Annotated in this window: 11 protein-coding genes and 1 tRNA gene; 8 read left to right on the top strand and 4 right to left on the bottom strand. The window is 46.0% G+C overall.

Annotated features, from left to right (window positions below; genetic code table 11):
* The first annotated feature begins 7 nt into the window (after positions 1-7).
* Positions 8-3,151 carry a glycoside hydrolase family 2 TIM barrel-domain containing protein gene (locus CIK96_RS10315; protein ID WP_094440520.1) on the top strand — a complete coding sequence of 1,048 codons (3,144 nt, stop codon included), beginning with the start codon at positions 8-10 and terminating at the stop codon, positions 3,149-3,151.
* 1,316 nt (positions 3,152-4,467) lie between these two features.
* Here CIK96_RS10315 and CIK96_RS10305 read toward each other — a convergent pair.
* Together CIK96_RS10305 and CIK96_RS10300 are read right to left on the bottom strand one after the other, a co-directional pair.
* Complete coding sequence (locus CIK96_RS10305) at positions 4,468-7,671, bottom strand: tetratricopeptide repeat protein (protein ID WP_254047126.1); 3,204 nt, start codon at positions 7,669-7,671, stop codon at positions 4,468-4,470.
* A 19-nt stretch (positions 7,672-7,690) separates the two neighbouring features.
* Positions 7,691-8,944 carry a 3-phosphoshikimate 1-carboxyvinyltransferase gene (locus CIK96_RS10300; protein WP_094440519.1) on the bottom strand — a complete coding sequence of 418 codons (1,254 nt, stop codon included), beginning with the start codon at positions 8,942-8,944 and terminating at the stop codon, positions 7,691-7,693.
* Positions 8,945-9,062: 118 nt separating this feature from the next.
* On the opposite strand from CIK96_RS10300, the gene CIK96_RS10295 reads away from it, so the two are divergent.
* The 7 genes from CIK96_RS10295 (at position 9,063) to CIK96_RS10260 (ending at position 20,031) form a co-directional block, all read left to right on the top strand.
* Positions 9,063-9,135: transfer RNA gene (locus tag CIK96_RS10295), tRNA-Pro, on the top strand.
* Positions 9,136-9,872: 737 nt separating this feature from the next.
* A complete protein-coding gene (locus CIK96_RS10285; protein ID WP_094440517.1) occupies positions 9,873-13,919 on the top strand; it encodes a two-component regulator propeller domain-containing protein in 4,047 nt (1,348 codons plus the stop codon).
* Positions 13,920-14,073: 154 nt separating this feature from the next.
* Positions 14,074-15,750 (top strand): glycoside hydrolase family 43 protein, encoded by a 1,677-nt coding sequence (locus CIK96_RS10280; RefSeq protein ID WP_094391248.1) that lies wholly within the window; start codon positions 14,074-14,076, stop codon positions 15,748-15,750.
* A 315-nt stretch (positions 15,751-16,065) separates the two neighbouring features.
* A complete protein-coding gene (gene metF / locus CIK96_RS10275) occupies positions 16,066-17,022 on the top strand; it encodes a methylenetetrahydrofolate reductase [NAD(P)H] (protein ID WP_094434486.1) in 957 nt (318 codons plus the stop codon).
* The gene (locus tag CIK96_RS10270) at positions 17,019-18,131 is read left to right on the top strand and encodes a DNA polymerase III subunit delta (protein WP_094391246.1); all 1,113 of its coding nucleotides are present in this window, start codon (positions 17,019-17,021) and stop codon (positions 18,129-18,131) included. The genes metF and CIK96_RS10270 overlap by 4 nt, the downstream gene beginning before the upstream one ends.
* A gap of 84 nt (positions 18,132-18,215) precedes the next feature.
* Positions 18,216-19,574, top strand: coding sequence for a regulatory iron-sulfur-containing complex subunit RicT (locus tag CIK96_RS10265; RefSeq protein ID WP_094440516.1), 1,359 nt, complete (start codon positions 18,216-18,218; stop codon positions 19,572-19,574).
* Positions 19,567-20,031, top strand: a complete 465-nt coding sequence (locus CIK96_RS10260; protein WP_094391244.1) for a gliding motility lipoprotein GldH — start codon at positions 19,567-19,569, stop codon at positions 20,029-20,031. The genes CIK96_RS10265 and CIK96_RS10260 overlap by 8 nt, the downstream gene beginning before the upstream one ends.
* Before the next feature lie 45 nt (positions 20,032-20,076).
* On the opposite strand, the gene rodA is transcribed toward CIK96_RS10260, so the two are convergent.
* Complete coding sequence (gene rodA, locus CIK96_RS10255; RefSeq protein WP_094391243.1) at positions 20,077-21,546, bottom strand: rod shape-determining protein RodA; 1,470 nt, start codon at positions 21,544-21,546, stop codon at positions 20,077-20,079.
* Positions 21,527-23,380 carry a penicillin-binding protein 2 gene (gene mrdA / locus CIK96_RS10250; RefSeq protein ID WP_094391242.1) on the bottom strand — a complete coding sequence of 618 codons (1,854 nt, stop codon included), beginning with the start codon at positions 23,378-23,380 and terminating at the stop codon, positions 21,527-21,529. The genes rodA and mrdA overlap by 20 nt, the downstream gene beginning before the upstream one ends.
* Positions 23,381-23,382: the final 2 nt, after the last annotated feature.

Below are 23,382 nucleotides of genomic sequence, written 5' to 3'. Positions count from 1 at the left end.
TAGATCTATGAATTTCAGAAGAATTGTAAAAGTATCGATTTGCCTCGCCATGCTTTCTGTAAGTACTGGCCTATGGGCTCAGAATGAGTCACGCTGGCAAAATGTGGACATCAATCAGCAAAACCGCGAACCGCGTCGTGCATCTTTCTTTGCATACGAGTCGCAGGACAAGGCTCAAGGCTTTGACAAAAAGGAGTCTGCCAACTATCTTTCGATGGAGGGCATGTGGAAATTCAATTTTGTAAAGGACCACAACAAGCGTCCCGCAAAATTCTTTGCAGTCAACTATGACGATTCAAAGTGGAAAGACTTCCCCGTTCCCGGACTTTTCGAACTGAACGGTTACGGTGATGCCACCTATAAAAACGTGGGCTATGCGTGGGCAACTCAGTTTGACCCTAATCCACCTTATATCAGCGAGACCAACAACTATACCGGTTCTTACCGTCGCACATTCGACCTTCCCACAGATTGGAAAGGCAAAGACGTATATTTCCACGTAGGTTCTGCTACAAGCAACCTGACTCTTTGGGTCAACGGTAAGTATGTAGGCTATAGCGAAGACAGCAAGGTTGCTGCTGAATTCAACATCTCCAAATATCTCAAACCTGGCAAAAACCTGATTGCCATGCAGGTGATGCGCTGGTGTGACGGTTCCTATTTCGAGGACCAAGACTTCTGGCGCTTTACAGGTATCGCACGCGAAGTTTATCTCTATGCACGTCCCAAACTGCATGCTGCCGACATCCGCTTGGATGCTGGACTGGAAAACAACTATCGCGACGGTGTGTTGAACTATAACGTTTCGCTGAAGGGCGGTAAGACCGATGTTGCGATTGCCTTGTTTGACAAGGATGGCAAACAGATTGCCGAGGCCTCTGGAGCGCAGGGTACGATCAAAGTGCCTAACGTAAAGGCATGGACTGCCGAGACTCCCAACCTCTACAAAGCATTTATTACGCTGAAAAACAAGCAGGGCATATTGGAAGTGATTCCACAGAAGATTGGTTTCCGCAACGTGGAAATCAAGAATGCACAATTGCTGATCAACGGACAGCCTATCCTCATCAAGGGTGCCAACCGTCATGAAGTAGATCCAGACGGTGGTTATCTGGTTAGCGTAGAGCGCATGATTCAGGACATCAAGATTATGAAGCGACTGAACATCAATGCTGTTCGCACCTGTCACTACCCAGACGACCCACGTTGGTACGACCTTTGCGATGAATACGGATTGTATATCACTGCCGAGGCAAACCTCGAAACACACGGTATGGGCTACGGTGAGAAGTCGCTTGCTAAATTCCCAGAATACCTTCTGCCCCACATTGAGCGCAACGAAGGCAATGTGAAAAGCTTCATCAACCATCCTTCTATCATCGCATGGAGCTTGGGTAATGAGGGTGGCTATGGTATCAACTTTGAAAAAACCTATGATTGGGTGAAGGCACAAGATACCACACGCCCCGTACAGTATGATCGTGGCGGATACGACAGCAAGACTGACATCCATTGTTCTATGTATGTTGACTATAAAGGAAGCGAGAAGTATTGCCAAAGCGATGGCACAAAGCCCTTCATCCAGTGTGAATATGCCCATGCCATGGGTAACTCAGAGGGAGGTTTCAAGGAGTATTGGGATCTCATCCGCAAGTATCCAAAATACCAAGGTGGTTACATCTGGGACTTTGTAGATCAGGGTCTGCGCGACAAGAGCCCCATCACCGGTAAGGAAATCTTCACCTATGGTGGCGACTACGGTCGCTATCCTGCCAGCGACTACAACTTCAACTGCAATGGCATCATTGCTCCCGACCGTCGTTTGAATCCTCACGCTTATGAGATTCAGTATTATCATCAGAACATCTGGATTAACGATTTCGATGCTGTAAACGGTGCATTCAAGGTGTATAATGAGAATTTCTTCAAGACCACCGATAACCAGAATCTGACTGCCACCGTCTATGCCAACGGTCAGAAGCTCACCGTTGTTGAGATTCCAGAGGCAAAGGGTATCGCTCCTCAGACCACCAAATTGATCAAGAGCGACGCTTTGAAATATGCTATTGGCGAGGCTGAATCGAAACATGCCAAAGAGGAAATCACCGTCAACTTCGCATTTGCCAGCGACGGTACAGAAGCTCTGGTTGATAAAGGCCAAGTGACTTCACGCCAGCAATTCATTGTCAGCGAGTATCAGTTCGACAAGCTGGAGGCTCCTGAAATGGCCGAAGCACCTGCCAAAAACGGCAAGATGCAAGCTGCAAGCAACATTGAGGTGGAAGAAACCAACGCCTATGTGAAGGTGACTGCCAACAGAATGACTGTCACAGTTGGCAAGGCTACAGGTATGATTGACTATCTCGATGTGGATGGCGAACCCATGCTGAAGTTCCGCGAAAGCATGAAGCCTGAGTTCTGGCGTGCACCTACCGACAACGACTTTGGCGCATCTTTGCAGAAAGAGTTGCGCGTTTGGAGAAATCCACAGATGAAGTTGACCTCATTCAACAAGTCTGTCGGCACCGACAACGTGGTGCTTACCGCCCAGTTTGACATGCCTGAAGTGAAGGCACAGCTGATGCTTACCTATCGCATCAATACCGCCGGCGAGGTGATTGTCACCGAGAAGATGACCACCGACAAGGAGGCTAAGGTAGCCGATCTGTTCAGATATGGTATGCAGTTACAGATGCCCGAAACATTCTCTAAGCTGGAATACTACGGAAGAGGTCCCGAAAAAAACTATATCGACCGCCACTCTTCTGCCTTTATCGGCAAATATGAGGCTAACGTGAAGGATGAGTATTATCCATACGTTCGTCCACAAGAGAGCGGTAACCATACCGACATCCGCTATTTCTCTATCTTCAATCCCGCTACTGGCAAGGGACTGACCTTCGAAGGCAACGCCCCCATGGAGTGCAGCGCCATTCCATACCTGGTAGAAGATTTGGATTCTGGCATCAAGAAAGAGCATGCTTGGGGACAACATAGTGGCGACTTGGTAGAAAAAGGACTTGTTCAGCTTCACATCCAGCAACGCCAATATGGTTTGGGATGCATTAACAGTTGGGGAGCAAAACCAATGGAGAAATATCGTCTCCACTATGCAGACCGTGAATTTACCTTTAAAATAAAAGCTAAATAGGAAACACATTTGGCAAAAAACAGGACATTAGTATTGGAATTTTAGGTTTATTTTTAGGGTAAAACCGCTTGACCCATCCGCTGAGGACCAGTCAAGCGGTTCTTCTTTTTCCATTGTTATCTTTCTACGTATCCTATTTCTTCCGAATCATGATTTGCCTTGTTGCTATTTGACAATAAAACTAATAAATTTCCAGTACAATACGCCGAAGGTGACACACTATCATTTCTGTTTCCATAAGAGTATATAGCTCCGAATATCTCATTTTGACAATTCTCTGTATTACAAAGCGTTATTGCCATATTCAACGATTCACATTCGGGTTTACAAAGCACCTGTCGAGCATCTGTCAAACACCCAATAATCGTGAGGCATAAGTCCACACGTTGTAAACGAATATTATTTTCAGGGTTTTTCAAACCGCTGACAAAAGTATTATCCAACGTTTGATAAAAGTATTATCCAACGTTTGATAAAGGCATTATCCAACGTTTGATAAGAGTGTTGTCAAACGTTAGACAAGAGCCTTTTCAACGTTAGAAACAAGTGTTGTCAGCTATTGGAAAAGGGTATTATCAAATATTGGGAGCAAGTATTTTATGATATTGGAAAGGGGTGTTATCAAGCGTCAACAACTTCATTTCATGCATCGGTTTCTATCGGGTTTGTAGTTTTGGAATGCTGTCAACAAATAATTGTTGGTGGTCGATGGGTGGTCGAAATCGCCAATACAACACCATCGACCACCCGTCGAAATGCATTGTGCCTCAACATTTTATACCACATCGGTGGTCGAGTGGTCGATTTTTTGCAACATCGCGTGCGCATGCGCGTGAGAGGAATGCACGAGAACCAACAGATTTATTATGCACTTTAAACATAAATAGCAAATGCAACAACGCTTAGGTTAATTTATATTAATTTCTTGTCTGAGTCTAAGAACATTTATAATTTTGCCACATCACAAACAAATAGATTATAATATGAAAATAAATCATTTATCAAAACGGGCGGTATGGTCGTCTTTCTTTATATGTTGGATGCTCTTAGGGGTATTGGTAACATACCACATTATAGACTATAAAGTATTCATCTATACGCTCAATATAGTGTCCGCCCTATTTTTCATCGTGTTCTGCATGTATCTTATGAGCGATATTAAAGAAAAGAAATCATGGTATATATCGGCACTATACTGCATTGCGATGATCCTTGCCTACATCGTAGCAAAGGGATGGATACGATATTATTGAGCAAATTACAGGATTGGAGCGCTATAAACTACAGACTAAAACTGGAGATTATATCGTTCCTCCCTACCGATAGAAGTCATCGTCGAAATCGATGACGATGGGTTGGTCGGAAGAAGAGGACGGCATGGGAAGCTGATCTTCATCGGCATCATCATCGGTTTCACGGTCGGCAGACTGCTCAACGATTGTTTCGGGACTGTTGAGCAACGGATGGGAATCGGTCTTGACGGGAGCAAGCGTTTCTTGGAAGAAACGGTCGTAGTCGTCGTAACTATACTGTGTGCCGAGCAACGGCAAGTTGTCTTCACTAATGATGATGCGACGACATCCCTTCAACCGAACTGTCATCTGTGGGGTCTCATAAAGATGGCGGGCATACTGCAAAGCCTCATCGTAGGAACGGAAACCGCTAACGGTGAGTCGATGAACGGGATCCTCACTATTGACAGCAATCTCGAAATTGCGCACCAAATAGGAGGTAAAATTATAACGTGCCAATTCATAGAGCAGTTGGTTTTGGTTCACACTATCGGGATGGAACGCTAAAACAAAAGCAAAACGCACATCGCGACGAAGGCTGAGCGTATCGGCGACCGTACTGTCTGAAGATTCTGCCAAGGCATGTTGTCGCCAGATATCGTCCTTGGAGCGCATGGTACCCTGTGGTCGGCGGCCCTGCTGAAGTCCACGGAGAATGTGACCAGCCATTGGGCCGACCTCACTATCAGGATAGTCCTCTACAACTTGTTTCAGTTGTTGCGCCGACTTATCTACCCTACCCTCGTTAAGCAGACTCAAAGCTTCTACGAACAAGAACTTGGAACGATGGGCACCATGGGGGAAACGCTGGGCAGAGAGTAGCACATTGGCTGCCACTTCTTGGTAACGTTCCTGACAGAAAGCCTCATAAGTAGCAGCATAGAGCGAGTCTTCTAAATGTTGACCGAAACGCTGGTTGTCGGCATAATAAGGATTGGAGAGCAGTTGGGTCCACTCGCTTTGTGGATACTGACATTGTAATCGCGCAAGAGCAGAATCGGCATCAGCCATCCGTCCCTCACGTGCATTCATCAGATAGAGATGATACCATGCCAAATCGTTGAGTGAATCGGTGGGCCATCGATCTACAAGATAGGTAAACATGCGACGGGCCAAGGCGAGATTTTCCACCTTATCTTTCATGATGACCGCAGCAGGCAATAGTGCTTCGCGCATCTTGCGATCGCTCTCAGCTTTTTGTTCGGCGGTGAAAGGCAGCTGTGCCAAATGGTATTCGCGAGTAAAAGGATTGAGCTGGGTGGTATCGCTCTCGGTATCTGTTGCAGAAGCTGTCGTTTTTGCGGAATCGGCATCAACCTCTGTTTCATGGTCAGCCTCACCATTCAACGTTGGTACGACGGAACGATTACTGCGTTGCCAATCGTCTTCGTTGGGGCGTTTGCCCCAAAGTTGTTCAAAACGAATGCGACCTTGACTGACAAGTTGCGGATTGTAGAAATACCAAGTGGAGGCTTTTGTATCATTACCGACAGCCGACATACCATTATTTTGGGCGTTTTGCGTCTCCCATTGACTTTGCATTTCTGCATCCTGCTGTGCGCGTTTGGCCTCTCGTTCGGCATTTTTCAATTCCGCTATATGGCGGTCTATCACCTTGAGGCGATCTGCTTCAGGCATGGCAACCAAGCGTTGCAACGAGTCTTCCAGATGGACAGCATCGGTCAGGGGGACCAACTGGTCAAGAATTTCCGACCTGCGATTCACTTCCTTATAGTATGGGAGGTCGGTATCGATAAGTCCCACTGCCTCACTATAGCATCGGCGTGCATCGGCATAGGCTTCACGCTGCCAATAGAGTTGCGCCAATTGGAGGAGTAAAGCTCCCTTCTCGGTGCCATTTCTGGTAGATCGACGGGCACCTTCTTCGTATGATGCAATGGCTTGCAACGTATCGCGCTGGGCTAAACGAATATTGCCGATGGCATAATGGATTTGGTCGAGATAGTCTTTATTATTGTCTGACGCAGCCATTCGTTGCAACTTACGTATCATACCCTTAGCATCGGCAGAGGCCATCACCTCGGTTTGTGAGATGCGTGCATTAAACTCCAATTCGTAAGGCGGTTGCAGACGAACCACATGGCGATAAGCCTCGAATGCCTGTTGGGAATGACCTTGATGTTGTTCGATCTGTCCCACAATATACCAGAGACGGGCTTTGCGTTGGCGGCGACGCTCATGACGTATGCAACGCATGAGATAACGCGTGGCATCGGCATATTGTCCGGTGCGAAGATAATGGTCGGCAAGGGTAAAATCCCAATCTGCCACAGCCTGACGGGGTATGCTGTCGCGGCGCTGATTGGTGATGAGATCTTCGGTTTCGTAGCGCCATCCCATCTCCGCATAGCATTTGGCTTGCCATGCCCGAGCACGGGCAAGGATGATGGGTTGCGTTTTGTATAGCCGTGCCATATATCCAAAGGTGGCAGCAGACTCTTCAAAATTTCCTTCATGAAACTGTGCTTTGCCCAAAAGAAGCCAAGCACGCCAGAGAAACGGATTGTATTCATGGCGATTGAGCCACTCTATATCGGCTTTAGTCTTGCGTCGTTGCTTGTTCCATTCGGGGCGCCGCTTGATGCTATGACGGCGAATGGCTTTCTCCGACTTCTCTATCGTACGGTCAAAATGACTTGTTCCGATACTGCGGCTCTGCTTGTTGCCCACCGCATAGATTGGCAACAACTGGGTATAGTCGTCTCGATTGCCGCGTTCCTGTTCGTCGCATCCTTCGATAAAGGCTTGCGATGCATTGAAATAGGTATTGTAGCGAGCATTGAACGCATGCCACATTCGTGTCTGACTGTTATTTCGCTGTGTAGAACACGAGGCGGCAACGAGTATGGCGAGCAGCAGTATGATGGGAGTAAGTGGCAGACGATCTGTGGCCGAAGGCCTATCGTCTGACGCGTCATCTGTATCCTCGTCTGACTCGTCGCTATGAACATCGGTCACGCAATTGCCGTCATCGCCATCATCTCCATCGGTATCAGCAGATGCAGCAACACGTGCTTTTTCCTCTTTTCGCCGACGAGACTCCTCCATCATACAGGCTATCTTACACGAACCGTCATCGTGGCTTGTGCAGGAAGCGCAGTCGTGATCGCCATGTACCACGGGGCTATCGCTGTCGCCAATAGACAGCAAGACCGCCAAAAGGCCGAGGGCTCCGATGGCAATGAGGGCGAAGAGGAGAAAGCTCATAGCATATAGCGATTAAGAATTATCGTTGTTGGATTTGGAAACCACAATGGCGAAGGTCGTCCCAATAGTGGGGATACGACTTGGTAACCACCTCTGGATGGTTGATACGCAGACTGGGGAAACGCAATGCGGCAGGTGCAAAGGCCAACGCCATGCGATGGTCTTCATAGGTATCGATACCGTCGGCATAGTCTGGCTCGCAACGTTCACCGTCCCATACGAGTTCGCTGTCGTTGATATCATAGATGACAAATCCCAATTTGCGCATTTCTGTCTTCAATGCCGATATGCGGTCGGTCTCCTTAATCTTAAGGGTGGCAAGTCCACGGAAATGGAATGGCACACCAAGCAAAGCGCAAGTGACCACAAAGGTCTGGGTCAAATCGGGCGAATTGACAAAGTCGTATTCCAAACGGGGTACGCAACGGCCTGAATGGCGAAGGGTCACCTTGGTGGGAATGCCCTGTTCGGTTGTGGCAAACTGTGTTTTCACACCGAGCAAGCTGAAGATATATCGCACCGAGGAATCGCCTTGTTTAGAGGCATCCATCAGTCCGTTGAGGATCACCTCGTCGTCATCGCCAGTTGCCAGAGCCATCATCTCATACCAATAGGATGCGCCGCTCCAGTCATTCTCAATACGGTAGGCACGATCATGGTATGGTTGGGACTTCACCGTAATAGTCTCATAGTCTGACCATTCGGCATCGGCACCAAACTCGCGCATGGTCCATAGGGTCATATCGATATAGGGTCGTGAGATAATATCACCTTTCAAGCGGAGCGTCAGGCCTTGTTGCAAGGTCGGACCTATCATCAACAGGGCGGAAATAAACTGTGAACTGATATTGCCTGGCACTTCGAGCAGACCGCCATCAAGGCGGTGACCCTTGATAAGCAGAGGCGGAAAGCCTTCTTCTCCCACATAGGTGATGTCAGCACCAAGGTAGCGCAGCGCATCAACAAGCACATGAATAGGGCGATGTTTCATGCGTTCAGTACCAGTCAGCACGTGTTCCTCGCCTTCTTTCACCGAAAGCAGGGCTGTCATGAAGCGCATGGCAGTACCTGCAGCCTTGATATTGATCTCATAAGGATTATCGCGCAAAGCGGAAATTATCACTTCGGTATCGTCACAATCCGATAGGTTTTCGGGTAAGATAGAGCCTCCAGCCAGCGCATGAATAACGAGCGCACGGTTGGAAATACTCTTCGATGCAGGTAGGATTGCTGTATGTTTTAATTCCTTTGGAGCTGTTATTTCGTATTGCATATATTATAATTAGGTTTGTTTAGAGATACAAAGGTAGTGTTTTTGGGGATAAATACAAAAAAAGTGAAACAAAAATTTGGATATTACAAATTATAGCTGTACCTTTGCACTCGCTTATCGGGATTTAGCGCAGTTGGTAGCGCACACGTCTGGGGGGCGCGAGGTCGCTGGTTCGAGTCCAGTAATCCCGACTAAGACAAGAGCTGTATCTCTTATGGGATGCGGCTCTTTTTTGTTTTCCGCCATTATTCAAAGCTCCCTCAACCTGCCGTTGACTCATATCGACAAACCAATAAAAAGAATCTCCCGACACATTACACAGACATTTCGAATGTACAACAAAAGCTATCCCAAAAGCATCAAGAAGATACTCCCAAGGCAATACGAAGACAGTCCCAAGTAAATACGCAGATACTCCCAAGTAAACACGCAGACAGTCCCAAGATTTTCAAAACGAATCCCGAACACATCCCGAAGTCATCCCGAAGGAAGGTGGTGGATTATGACATGATGATTTTATATGGCGCAATTGAATTCAATAGACATACTATTATAAAAGAAATGGCACGTATCCCTACGCACCATTTCTAAAAACCAATTAATCATGATTTTCCTTAAAAACCATAATATCTCCGTTTCGTAGCTCTGGTGGAACACCAGTCAATTAGCTTTAAAAACTATCATTTCTTTTTTTTTACCCTAAATAATATTACCAAACTACTAAAACTAATAACTACGATGCAAAGATACGACGTTATTTCGATATACTCTTTGTCGTAAGTACCCTAAACTTTAGTAATACTAAATCAAGTCGCAAAAAGTTTATTTCTTGTAACTTTTTCGACTTTCAGACAAAAAAATGGCCATTTCAACCCACTTTAACGATTATTTTATGTAATTTTGCACCATATTACATAACTAAGACGAAATGCTAAGAACCATTTTTACACTTATCATCAGCCTGTTTCTGATGCCGATGAGTGCACAGATAGGAAAACTATTCGATACAGACAACCAATTGTCGAGCAACTTTGCCAACCAAGTATTACAAGATAAACGCGGTTTTATTTGGATTGCTACACGAAACGGACTCAACCGCTACGACGGCTACAACTTCACCGTGATGAATAGTACCGACAAGAACGGACACTACATCAACAACTACGTGAACTGCATGGGACAGGATCATGAAGGTAACATCTACCTTGGAACCAACAACAATCTGTTCATCTACGACGGTTATGAGTTTAGAAAAATACCTATGCTGGTAAACGGAAAAGAGATTACCACCTATATCCAATATATCTATACACGCAACAATGGCGATGTGCTCGTATGCACTTCTGGCTTTGGTTTGCTGCGTGTAATTGACAAAAACAAGGCGGAAAGCATAGGTGGAGTCATCGACCAATATAAATATATAAATTTTACTTTCGAAGATCATAACGACAGGCTATGGATGGTTTGTTCCGATGGAGACGTACTCAGACAGGAAACCAGTGGAAAAGTGACCATCCATGTACCAGGAACTGCTGGTTTGCAGATACGCGAGATAGCCGAAGACCGACAAGGCAACATCTACGTAGCCACCTTGCGACAAGGGCTATTTGTCATGGCACCACAGACAGACCGATTCACCCATGTGGCTGGTACGGCAGGCTTAGCCATCAACAACATCTATATTGCACGCAATGACAACATCTACATTGGGTGCAACGGCGAAGGACTCTACGTCTATGAACCTGCTACAGGAAAACTGACCAACAATCCGTTTTTCTGCAACCGCATCAATCTGAGTAAAACAAAAGTGACAAGCATCATCGAAGATGCAGAAGGAAACATCTGGATGAGTATGTTTCAGAAAGGTGTATTCATGCAACCCACCAGACCCTACGAGTTCGGATATATGGGATTCCGCTTAGGCTCTCGAAACATGATAGGCGAGAACAGTGTGACAAGCGTGCTACGAAGCGAAGACGGATCAGTATGGGTAGGAACCGACAAAGACGGACTTTACCGACTGCACTTCGGCACCTCAATGCCAATATCTTCAACCCATGTAGTGAAACAACCGTTGGCCATCCTTTCACTCTGCGAAGACTTACATGGCAATATCTGGGTAGGAAACTATGAAGACGGATGCGGATACGTAGATCCATCTGGCAACTACCACAACTTTGATTTGCCTTTAGGAAAAAACTCCAGCGTCTTTGACATAAAAGCAGACCGCAACGGGAATATCTGGATAGGCACTATGGGAAGTGGACTGATATGTCGCCGGCCCGACGGCAGCCTGAAAATATTCAGGCAATTACCAAAAGCCGACAGCGACAGACATATCAATAGTATTCCCAACGACTATATCATGAAACTTGCGCTGTCGCCCGACCATAAATATATCTACGTTGCCACATCGGTAGGTTTGGCATGCATGGATATTGCCACAAACAACTGGGTAAGCAAATTCTCCACAAACTGCGTCAATTACGGATCGTTCTCACATTGTGTTTTTGCAGACAGCAGAGGCAACGTGTGGTATGGAACAGAAAATGGAGTATATTGCTATTCCAACGGAAGTACAGAAGCAAAGCTCTACAATACAGACAACGGACTGCCCGACAACAGCATTGCCTTTGTGACGGAAGATGCACGTGGCGATATTTGGATCGGCACCATACATGGCTTATGCCGACTGCATGTGAAAACGGGAAAAACCAACAACTATTTCTTAGAAAGCGGACTGCAAAGCAATGAGTTTAGCGACGGAGCAGTTTTTGCCGCTGATGGCGGTCGATTGCTACTGCTCGGAGGAACCGGAGGTCTCAACTGGTTTGATCCACTCAAGCTAAAACTACACTCTTGGAAAGCAAACGTATATATATCACGCCTCATCGTAGGCAACCGCTCCGTATATCCCGGCATGGAATCGGGCAGCTATACCATTACGGAAGAACGCGTATTCTACTCTAAGAAATTTGATTTGGCACACGATGACAACTCTTTCACCCTACAGTTTTCTGCCCTCACCTATAATAATACGGAGCAAATTGCCTATGCCTACAGCATCAACGGAGAAGACTGGCACTTCATGCAACCAGGTATCAACGAGGTGACATTCTCACACTTGCCAGCAGGCACATACAAATTCCGTGTCAAAGCCATCAACAATCAGCAAGAAACTCCCATACGCGAATTTACAGTAGAAATACATCCAGCATGGTATGCCAGCGTTTTGGCACGATTCATCTACTTCATCATTGCCATGTTGCTATTATGGACATACATGAAGCATCGACGCAAACTGGAGCAGGACCGCATGCTACTACAAAACCACATCCATGCCGAAGAAATGGGCGAAGCCAAACTACGTTTCTTTATGAACATCAGCCATGAGATACGCACACCGCTGACACTCATCATCACTCCGTTGCTCTCACTTATCAAAGACGACAAAGACCCGCAACGGCAAGGTATCTACGAGATTATCAGGAAAAACTCTGAGCGCATCCTACACCTCATCAATCAAATGATGGACCTGCGAAAGATTGACAAGGGACAAATGACCATGCACATGAGTCAGACAGACCTCGTGGCTTTCATCAACGATGAATACAAACTCTTCCTACAACAAGCCACCAACAAAAACATCACCTTCGAGTTTGAACACGACTCGGAAACACTCCCAGTATGGATTGACCGCAACAATTTCGACAAAGTAATCATGAATGTACTGTCGAATGCTTTCAAGTTTACACCCACCGGAGGTCATATTATCATCCGACTTACACATACCGAACACCATGCATATATTTCTGTAAAAGACAATGGTATAGGCATACCAAAAGATAAAATAGAAACCATATTCCAGCGTTTCTATCAAAGTCCGACCAATCCCAACGACCGCAATATCGGCACAGGAATCGGATTGGACCTTACCCGTTCACTTGTAGAACTTCACTATGGCACCATCGTGGCAAGAAACAACGAAGAGTCAGAGGGATCCGACTTCACCCATGGTAGCGAGTTTACTATCCGTATTCCATTAGGTAATGCACACCTCAAGCCAGAGGAGATGGTCAACGAAGAAGACATAAAAAACGAGCCTACCCTATTGCAAGAGATGGAACTGGAAAACAATCGGGCAATGACTATGGAGACCAACCCCCAGACGGAGGCAGAAGAACTAACAAATAACACCAAAGGAGGAAAAGCCACACTGGCTATCGTCGAAGACGAAGACGATATCCGAGACTTTCTATGCACACAATTTGCCGATGATTTCAAGGTACTAACCTATCATAACGGCAAGGAAGCGCTACTCGAAATAGTTAAATTGCAACCCGATTTGATTATATCAGATGTGATGATGCCGGAAATGGACGGTATGACGCTCTGCTCAAAAATCAAAGCCAATGTCAATACCAACCACATCCCCGTCATCCTGCTTACAGCAAAAAGCCGAGAAGAAGATCAGTTGGAAGGCCTTGAAACTGGTGCAGATGCCTATATTCTGAAACCTTTCAATATGGACATCTTGCGCCGCACAGTCATCAATCTACTGACTACACGACGCACACTCCGCAATAAATTCAATGGCAACGAAAGTCAGGAATCACGCATCGAAGAGGTTACGGTACAGACACCAGACGAAGCTTTGATGGAACGCATCATGCAAGTAATCAACGAGAACCTCAGCGATTCAGACCTCAGCGTAGATATTATAGCACAGAAAGTTGGTATCAGTCGTGTACACCTGCACCGCAAAATGAAGGAGCTGACCAACCAAACACCACACAGCTTTGTGCGTAACATCCGACTGAAACAGGCTGCTAAGATGCTGCGCACCTCCAAGCGCAACATTACCGAAGTGATGTATCTCTGCGGATTCTCTAATGCTGCAAGCTTCAGCACAATGTTTAAAAACCTATATGGTTGCTCACCACGAGAATACATGAATAATGGAAATGAACAATAGCATAAACTTTTCGTAACAAGGAATATATGCTAAAAAACAAAAATGGGCAATAGCACAAACTTTCCGTAACAAGGAAAAATGCCTGTGTGTAATGAAATGTGTAACTTTGCAGCATCGATAACTTAATGCTAACAGTTAAACAATATCATAGCACATGAGACGAAACATTATCGCCACCATCGCCATGGCAATAGCCACAACGGCATCGGCACAAACGGCACAGTTTTCCAACTTCCGTTACACCGGCAACGACAGCCGGTTTAGTGAGTCTATTGACCGTACACACCAGTATTACAACCCTATCCTGGCAGGTTTCTATCCAGACCCGTCAATATGCCGTGTAGGAGACACTTACTATCTGGTCAACTCTTCATTCACTTTCTTCCCTGGTGTTCCTCTATCTACCAGTAAGGATCTCGTTAATTGGACACCTGCCGGACACGTACTCGACCGCCCATCGCAGGTTCCTCTGAAAGGACAGAATGTATCAGGCGGTATCTTTGCACCTGCCATCAGTTACAACAAGAAGAATAAGACGTTCTATATGATTACCACTAATGTAGGAGCCGGCAACTTCTTTGTCAAGACCAAAAATCCAGCTGCCGGATGGAGCGAACCTATCTACCTGCCAAAGATTGACGGTATTGACCCATCATTCTTCTTTGATGACAACGGCAAGGGATATATCGTACACAACGGTCCTGTAGTTGGCGGTGCCGACTATGAAGGACAACGGTCAATCCGAATGTTCGAATTTGACGTGAAAGGCGACAGTATCAAAGGTGACTTCAAAGAGATATTGCGCGGAGGAACACATGTAGAAGAACGTCCTATTTGGATTGAAGGTCCACACCTCTTTAAATATAAGAAATACTATTATCTGATGTGCGCAGAAGGCGGCACAGGCCCCTGGCACAGCGAGGTAATTCTCAGAGCCAAAAATCCTAATGGTCCTTGGGAAGAATGTCCACACAACCCCATCCTCACACAGCGCACAGGCCTGAAGGCTGACCGTCAGAACCCTGTTTCAAGTGCCGGACATGCTGATCTTGTTGAGGATGAAAAGGGAAATTGGTGGGCTGTATTCCTTGGCTGCCGCCCCTACGAGCAGGACATGTACAACACAGGACGCGACACATACCTGTTACCTGTGACATGGAAAGACGGATGGCCTACCATTCTTGAACCCAACAAAGCCATAAGCCCTGTGGGAGAAAAAGCTGGTTTGAAACCTACTGAAAACAATTATTTCAGTGGCAACTTTACTTACGAAGACCATTTCGACAAGGCTACTCTCGACAGCAGATGGATGCGCCTGAGAAACTCAGAAGGTTTCTGGAAAACTGGCGACGGACATCTCACATTGACTCTGATGCCGGGCAATATCTACCAGCGTGAACCACTTTCTGCCGTTTGGGCACGTCAGCAACATGGCACATTTACTGCAGAAACTACGCTCGACTTCACTCCTCGCAACGATAAGGACATTGCAGGTATTGCTTTGTTACAGAAAGAAGACCACAACATCGTATTCGGTAAGACACTAGTTGGTGGTAAAACTATGATCACCTTGACACGCAGTGAGCGATTCACCATGCCCATTGCATCAGCTTACATCGGAAACGGGACATTGAAATTGAAAGTGGAAGCCCACGACCGCTACTATGATTTCTTCTATGCTGAAGGCAATGGCGAATGGATGATACTGGCACGCGGTGTTGACGGTTCTAACCTTAGCACCCAGAAGAGTGGCGGATTTATCGGAGCATGCATAGGCCTCTATGCCTCATCGGACAAAGACATGAAGCCAAAAGCCAAGCGCCCATTCTAAAAAGGACTCATACTCAATCATCAATTATACACGTTTGACAGGCGTCAAAACCAAGAGATACAGGTTTTGCCGCCTGTTTTTTTTACAACTATCAAGATATCCAAATATCAAAGCTATTTAATAAAACCATTAGGTGAGTTTTCGGTCGTCTGGAGATGATAACTAAAGGTAAGCGTCTCTTCAAGCATTAAACAACATGTTTTCAATCGAAAACGGTCGCGGAAAAGCACGTATATCAAATGAAAACAGCGAATACTTTTGGTCATTAGCACATTTTGTTGTAATTTTGTAGCGAATTGTGTATAGTAACGAAGAATGACAGTAACAGAGTATATCAAACAAAATAACGGAGAGCGCGGATTCTCCTTCGAAGTGCTTCCACCGTTGAAAGGCAACGGCACCGAAGCACTGTTCAGAACAATAGACAAATTGGCGGTATTCAACCCCGGTTTCATCAACATCACAACACATCACAGCGAATATATTTACAGGGAATTGAAAAATGGGCAATTTGAGCGACTTCGCGTCCGCAGACGCCCAGGCACAGTGGCCATTGCAGCTGCCATACAGCAACGCTACAACATTCCTGTAGTACCACACGTGATATGTAGCGGTATGACCATTGAGGACATTGAATATGAACTGCTCGATCTACAATTCCTTGGCATACAAAACCTCATGCTCCTCAGAGGTGACAAAGCCAAAGAAGACAGCCGATTCACCCCCACTCCAGGAGGACATGCGCACACCACCGACCTCATAGAACAAGTGGTACGATTCAACAATGGCACTTTTGCAGACGGCACTACCATCAAACACCCAGGCACCAAATTTGAATTTGGAGTGGCAAGCTATCCTGAGAAACATGAAGAAGCGCCAAACTTGGAACGCGACATGGAGTATCTCAAGCAAAAGCAGGAGCTGGGCGCACAATATGCAGTAACACAGCTATTCTACGACAATGAGAAATATTTCGACTTTGTAGAGAAGGCACGACAAATGGGTATCACCATTCCCATCATACCAGGTATCAAGCCAATGGCTAAACTCAGCCAGTTGACCGTAGTACCCAAAACATTCCATTGCGACATTCCCGAGGCACTTGCCAAAGAGATTGTCAAATGTAAAACAGACGAACAGGCCCGACAATTGGGTATCGAATGGACTACCGCACAGTGTCAGGAGCTCTACGCTCACGGCATTCAGAATATCCACTTCTATACTGTATCGGCCGTTGACTCGGTGGTAGAGATAACTAAACGACTGTTATGACAGGATTTGAACAGGTGATAGGACAGCAAGAAGCACAACAGCGACTGCTACAACTGGTGGACGAACAACGCCTGCCGCATGCCATCATGCTCTGCGGACCGATGGGATGTGGAAAAATGGCATTAGCTATGGCTTTTGCCGCACACCTGCTCAGACGCAATGCCAACGATGCTGCCATGTTGGCAAAATGGGAGCATCCCGACTTGCACTTTACCTTTCCTACCATCAAATTGCCATCTATGAGCGCAGACCACAAACCAGTGTCTGACGATTTCATACGACAATGGCACGATATGATTAAAGGCGGACCTTACTTCACCATGACCGAATGGATGGAACACATGGGCGCAGCCAACCAACAAGCCATCATCACCGCAGGAGAAAGCGATGCTCTGTCGCATAAACTCTCGTTAAAATCGAGTCAAGGCGGCTACAAAATAAGCCTTATCTGGCTACCGGAACGAATGAACATAGAATGTGCCAACAAAATACTGAAACTGCTCGAAGAACCGCCGCAACAGACCGTTTTCCTGCTCGTTTGCGAAGCTCCAGACCGTTTGTTGGAAACTATTCGTAGCCGCGTACAACGTATCGACGTGAAACGCATTGCCGACAAAGACATAACAGATGCTCTCATAGAACAGCGTGGACTCATGACCGATAAGGCAGAACGAGTGGCACACATGGCAGGAGGCAGTTGGCTGAAAGCCTTGGAAGCACTAAAGGCTGACTCAGAAAACGAGTTCTTCCTGGATATGTTTCAAACCTTGATGCGTATGGCATACGCTAGACGGGTAAAGGACATGAAAACATGGAGCGAACGAATGGCAACAGCAGGACGAGAGAAACAGAAGCGATTCCTTGAATATGCCCTGCGATTGGTACGCGAAAACTTCATGTACAACTTTGGCGAACGCGACCTCTGCTATATGACAGAGCGCGAAGAAGACTTCGCAAAAAAATTCGCACGATACATTAACGAAGCCAATGTGATAGAAATCAGCGATCTCATCACACTCGCCATACGCGACATCGGACAAAATGCAAATGCAAAAATCGTATTCTTCCATCTCGCCATACAAATGATTGTGCTACTCATACAGAAATAACTATCCGCTCGGAAAAGAACACCAACATATCATCAAGCAACAATAACAAAAGCATTAGCATACATTCAATACATCATATAAAGCATGGAAAAAGCAAAAGACCTCGAAATAAAAACAGGTTGCACACGCGGACTCTGTCACCAGGCTGTGGGGCGTCAAGACCGACAGTTGAATACCTACGACTGGCTCGCTGACGTACCGGGCAATATCGATACTACCGACTTGGTAGAAGTACAATTCAAGCACACACGTAAGGGATATTACCACAACGTCAACAAATTGGAGCTTAAGAAAGGCGACGTTGTGGCAGTAGAAGCCAATCCTGGACACGACATCGGCGTGGTAACACTAACAGGAAGACTGGTAAAATTGCAGGTGCAGAAGGCACATCTGAAAAGTGCAGATGACATCAAGCGTATCTACAGAATAGCACGCCCGGTGGACATGGATAAATTTAAAGAAGCCAAAAGCCGCGAACACGCCACCATGATTGAGAGTCGTCAGATAGCCAAAAACCTTGGGTTGAAGATGAAAATCGGTGACGTAGAGTATCAAGGCGACTGCAACAAGGCCATCTTCTACTATATCGCTGACGAGCGAGTAGATTTCAGACAGCTTATCAAAGACCTCGCAGCCACCTTCCACGTACGTATCGAGATGAAACAGATCGGTGCACGACAGGAGGCTGGACGCATCGGTGGAACAGGACCATGCGGCAGAGAACTCTGTTGCGCCACTTGGATGAAGAACTTTGTAAGCGTTGGTACCAGTGCAGCACGCTTCCAAGACATCTCACTCAATCCCCAAAAACTGGCTGGTATGTGCGCCAAACTCAAATGTTGCCTTAACTATGAAGTCGATGACTACGTAGAGGCAAGTAGAAAACTGCCTTCAAAAGACATCGTGTTGATTACTCAGGACGCTGAATATCACCTCTTCAAAACCGATATTTTGGCAGGTCTCGTCACCTACTCGACCGACAAAAACTTGGCAGCAAACTTGGAAACCATCACCGCAGAACGTGCCAAACAAATCATAGAAATGAACCGCAAGGGCGAAAAGCCATTGTCTCTCGTAGAAGGCGAACAGAAGCAAAACGATAAAAGATCGCTCGACCTGGCTACTCAGGAGAACATCAATCGCTTCGATAAGAGCAAGAAAAAGAAGAAAAAACCAGCTAAGAAATCTGCTGACAACAGCGCACTTCGGCAGCAAGACCATGCAGGACAACAGCCCAACAACAACCAGCGCCCACAAAACGACAACCGACGCGGGCAAGGTAATGTTCCTAAGCCACAAAGCGAAGGTCCACGCCAGCCTAACGGCGAGCAACGCGGCCCTCGCCCTAACCGCCAACAAGGTAACGGCCAACAGCGCCGCAACAAGCAGCAACAGCCTCAACAGCGCAAGCCAAGACCTCAGGACAACAACGAAAATGCGTAAACTGATACGATACACTATGACCCTATCCACCATATTGTTGGTTGCTGCTTGCAACCTCAATATGGTGTATAGTCATTATGAACATGTACCAACAAAAGGATGGGAACGTAACGACACTATTTCGTTTGATGTTTCTCCCCTTGAAATAAGTGGCAATTATCAGGAAAAAGTAGGATTGCGCATCACCGGAGAATACCCGTTTATGGGACTCACACTCATTGTAGATCAAACAGCAGTAAAATCGGGAAAAAACTATAGAGACACACTCAACTGCAAACTTATAGACCATAACGGTAATGTCAAAGGACAAGGCGTGAGCCATTACCAATACGAGTTCAAACTCGCCACAATACCATTAGAAGCAGAAGACTCACTTCACATCACCATACGGCACGATATGAAGCGTGAAATGCTACCTGGCATTACCGACATTGGGGTCACTCTAATACGCCAATAACCAAACACAGAAGTTGTCTATTTGATTTCAATTAGCATCATATGGTTATGAGCGAATGAGATTTCTTCCGGCATCAAGGCGCAGGAAGATAAATAGTAATATGGTAAATCCCCATAGTGAAGAACCACCATAACTGAAGAACGGAAGTGGAATACCGATAACTGGTGTCAGTCCCAATACCATGCCTACATTGATAAAGACATGGAATAGGAATATGCTCAACACGCAATAACCATAAATACGACCAAATCGAAACGGTTGACGCTCAGCCAATTTTATAAGTCGCAAAACAAGTGCAAGAAACAGCAACAAAACTCCTGCAGATCCCAAGAAACCTTCCTCTTCACCTACAGTACAGAAAATAAAATCGGTATCCTGCTCTGGCACAAACTTCAATTTTGTTTGCGTACCATTCAGAAAGCCCTTGCCTTCAAGTCCACCAGAACCGATGGCTATCTCACTCTGATGCACATTATAGCCAGCACCCTTAAGGTCTTCCTCCAATCCCAATAGCACATTGATACGTGTTCGTTGGTGTGGCTCCATCACATTGTTAAGGATAAAGCTGGCACCATAAAAGAAAAAGACGGAGCCCAAGGTAAAGAGAGCTATGAAATAATAGTTGCGTAAACGTGTGCCCAATGCCTCCCAAACAAGATAACCAACAAGTATGAAGGTCATTATCAACTGGATATAGACAATATCGAAAGGCAAACGTAGCAACATGAGAGAGCAAAGAGTAATGCCAAGACTTATCCATCCAATGCGCCATGCCAATCGTCTGTTATTGCCATAGACCCATACCAAGCCGGCTGTAAACAGTTGGATAAGCAATAACACCACAAACTTTCCGACACTGGTCGGTGAGCCTGCAAGGTAAACGTCTGCATAACGAATGCCTACTACGAAATAGATAACGGCGGCAACACCAGTAAACAGAATAGAACCGGGCATTCCTTCACGATAGAACATCAGGAAGAAAGCAAGATAAACCAATGCTGATCCTGTCTCACGTTGAAGCACGATAAACATCATAGGCAACAGGATGATTGCTAATGTAGCAGCAAAATGTTTCCATTGATGAATGTTGTAACCATAGGTTGACATAAACTTCGACAAAGCCAAAGCCGTGGCAAACTTTGCAAATTCCGCAGGTTGTAAGCGTAGTGGACCTAATACCAACCACGATCGAGAACCTTTAATCTGATGGGGATTGAATATAGTAGCAAAGAGCAACAACAACAATAGCGCATAGATGACATAGGCAAAAGTGTCGTAGAACCTGTCATCGGACATCAATATGACGAAGCCCAACGTAATAGAAGTGCCTATCCAGATAATCTGCATACCCGAACGAGTGCTCAGACTGAAGATGTCTGTGTCACCATAATCATAGCTGGCTCCACATACGCTAATCCAGCCAAACGACAGTAGAGCGATATATATCAATATCGTCCACCAGTCGATGGAACGCAACACACTATTGCCTTGTCTTCTACCTGCCGATGTTGCCATAAGCTATATGTCTATGTTGGAACTCTTCAGCACGCTTCATCGAAGCTTCTGAGAGTTTGCCGTGAATATACTGTTCCATTATCAAGCCACCGATAGGTACACCATATGTGGCTCCCCATCCACCGTTCTCTACATAGACGGCAACGGCAATTTTTGGATTGTCCATTGGGGCGAAACCCATAAATACCGAGTGGTCATGACCTCGGTTCTGTGCCGTACCTGTCTTTCCGCATGCATTAATATCGTAACGTGAGAGCTCACGACATGTTCCACCAACAGCCGATGACCGCATTCCTGCCACTACATAGTCGTAGGCTTGGCGTTTGGCCATGGTATAATGGCGGCGTCTATAGAGTGTGTCAAGAGGTTCGTCTTGTACCTTCCGCACTACATGGGGCACATAGAAGTATCCTCTATTGGCTATTGTAGCACCGAGATTGGCTATTTGTAATGGTGTGGCATTAACCTCACCTTGGCCAATGGATATAGAAATAATAGTCAGTCCGTTCCACGATCCACGATAGGCGTTGTCATAGAAATCTGCATTAGGTATTAGTCCTCGTTTCTCACCTGGCAGGTCGATACCGAGACGGTAGCCAAATCCCATGCTCACCATATAGTCGCGCCAACGGTTCATGGCATTCTGTACAGATCCATATTTACTCTTGGCTCCCATCATATAATAGAGTCCCCAACAGAAGTAGGCATTACAAGATGTGGAGAGTGCAGGAACAAGGCTTAGGGGTGAAGCATGGCCGTGACATCCCACATGAAGTCCTTTGAAGTTGAAGCCATGAGAACAAGGGAATGCGGTATGGGCAGGACTAATAATACCCTCCGAAGCGAAGGTTAGTCCTTGTGTGGTTTTAAAAGTAGAACCTGGCGGATACTGTCCCATAATGCTTCGGTTTAGCAATGGTTTAAGTGGGCTTGCGGTCAAGATTCGATGATTTTTTGAACGTTGACGTCCTACCATGCTTCTTGGATCATAAGATGGCGAAGACACCATGCAGAGCACTTCACCTGTAGAGGGTTCGATGGCAACGATACTTCCTATTTTTCCTTCCATTAGTCGCTCGCCCAAAGCCTGCAAGTCTGCATCAATAGAAAGAGTAAGGTTCTTTCCCGGAACGGGGCGCCTATCGAGTGCGCCATTCTGATAACGTCCTTGTATTCTGCCATGAGCATCGCGAAGCAGGATTTTCATCCCCTTCTCACCTCGCAATTGTTTTTCGTATTTTCTCTCTACTCCCAATTTTCCGATGTAGTCACCTGGGATATAGTAATTGTCTTCTTCAATATCCGATGGCGAAACCTCTGCCACATCTCCAAGTACATGGGCTGCATAAGGATACTGATATTGTCGGATGCTTCGCTTTTGAACATAGAATCCTGGGAAACGAAACATTTTCTCCTGAAAGACAGAGAAGTCCTTGTCTGATAATTGGCTCATGAACATCTGCTGTGTGAACCGACTGTAACCTGGATTTTTTGAGCGGTCTTTAAGATTGTTCATGCGCAAGTCAAACTCCTCTTTAGTAATATTGAGTGCTTTGCAGAGTTCGAGGGTGTCGAGATGGTTTTTCGCTTCGTTGACCACGACCATGACGTCGTATGCGGGTTGATTATAGACGAGCAGTTTTCCATGTCTGTCGGTAATGACACCACGTGATGGATATTCCACCTGTTTGAGGAATGCGTTTGAGTCGGCATTCTTCTTGTAGTCATCACTCATAATCTGCAGAAAGAAGAGGCGTATGATATAGATAACGACGATAAGTATGGCTACTCCGCCGATAACAAAGTGTCTGTAATCGAGTTCGAAATCTTTCATAT

Origin of the sequence: Prevotella sp. P4-98, from assembly GCF_002251405.1 — a bacterium.
Classification (GTDB): Bacteria; Bacteroidota; Bacteroidia; order Bacteroidales; family Bacteroidaceae; genus Prevotella.
Note: the sequence above shows the minus strand (reverse complement) of the source record. Positions and strands in the feature narration are given on the sequence as shown.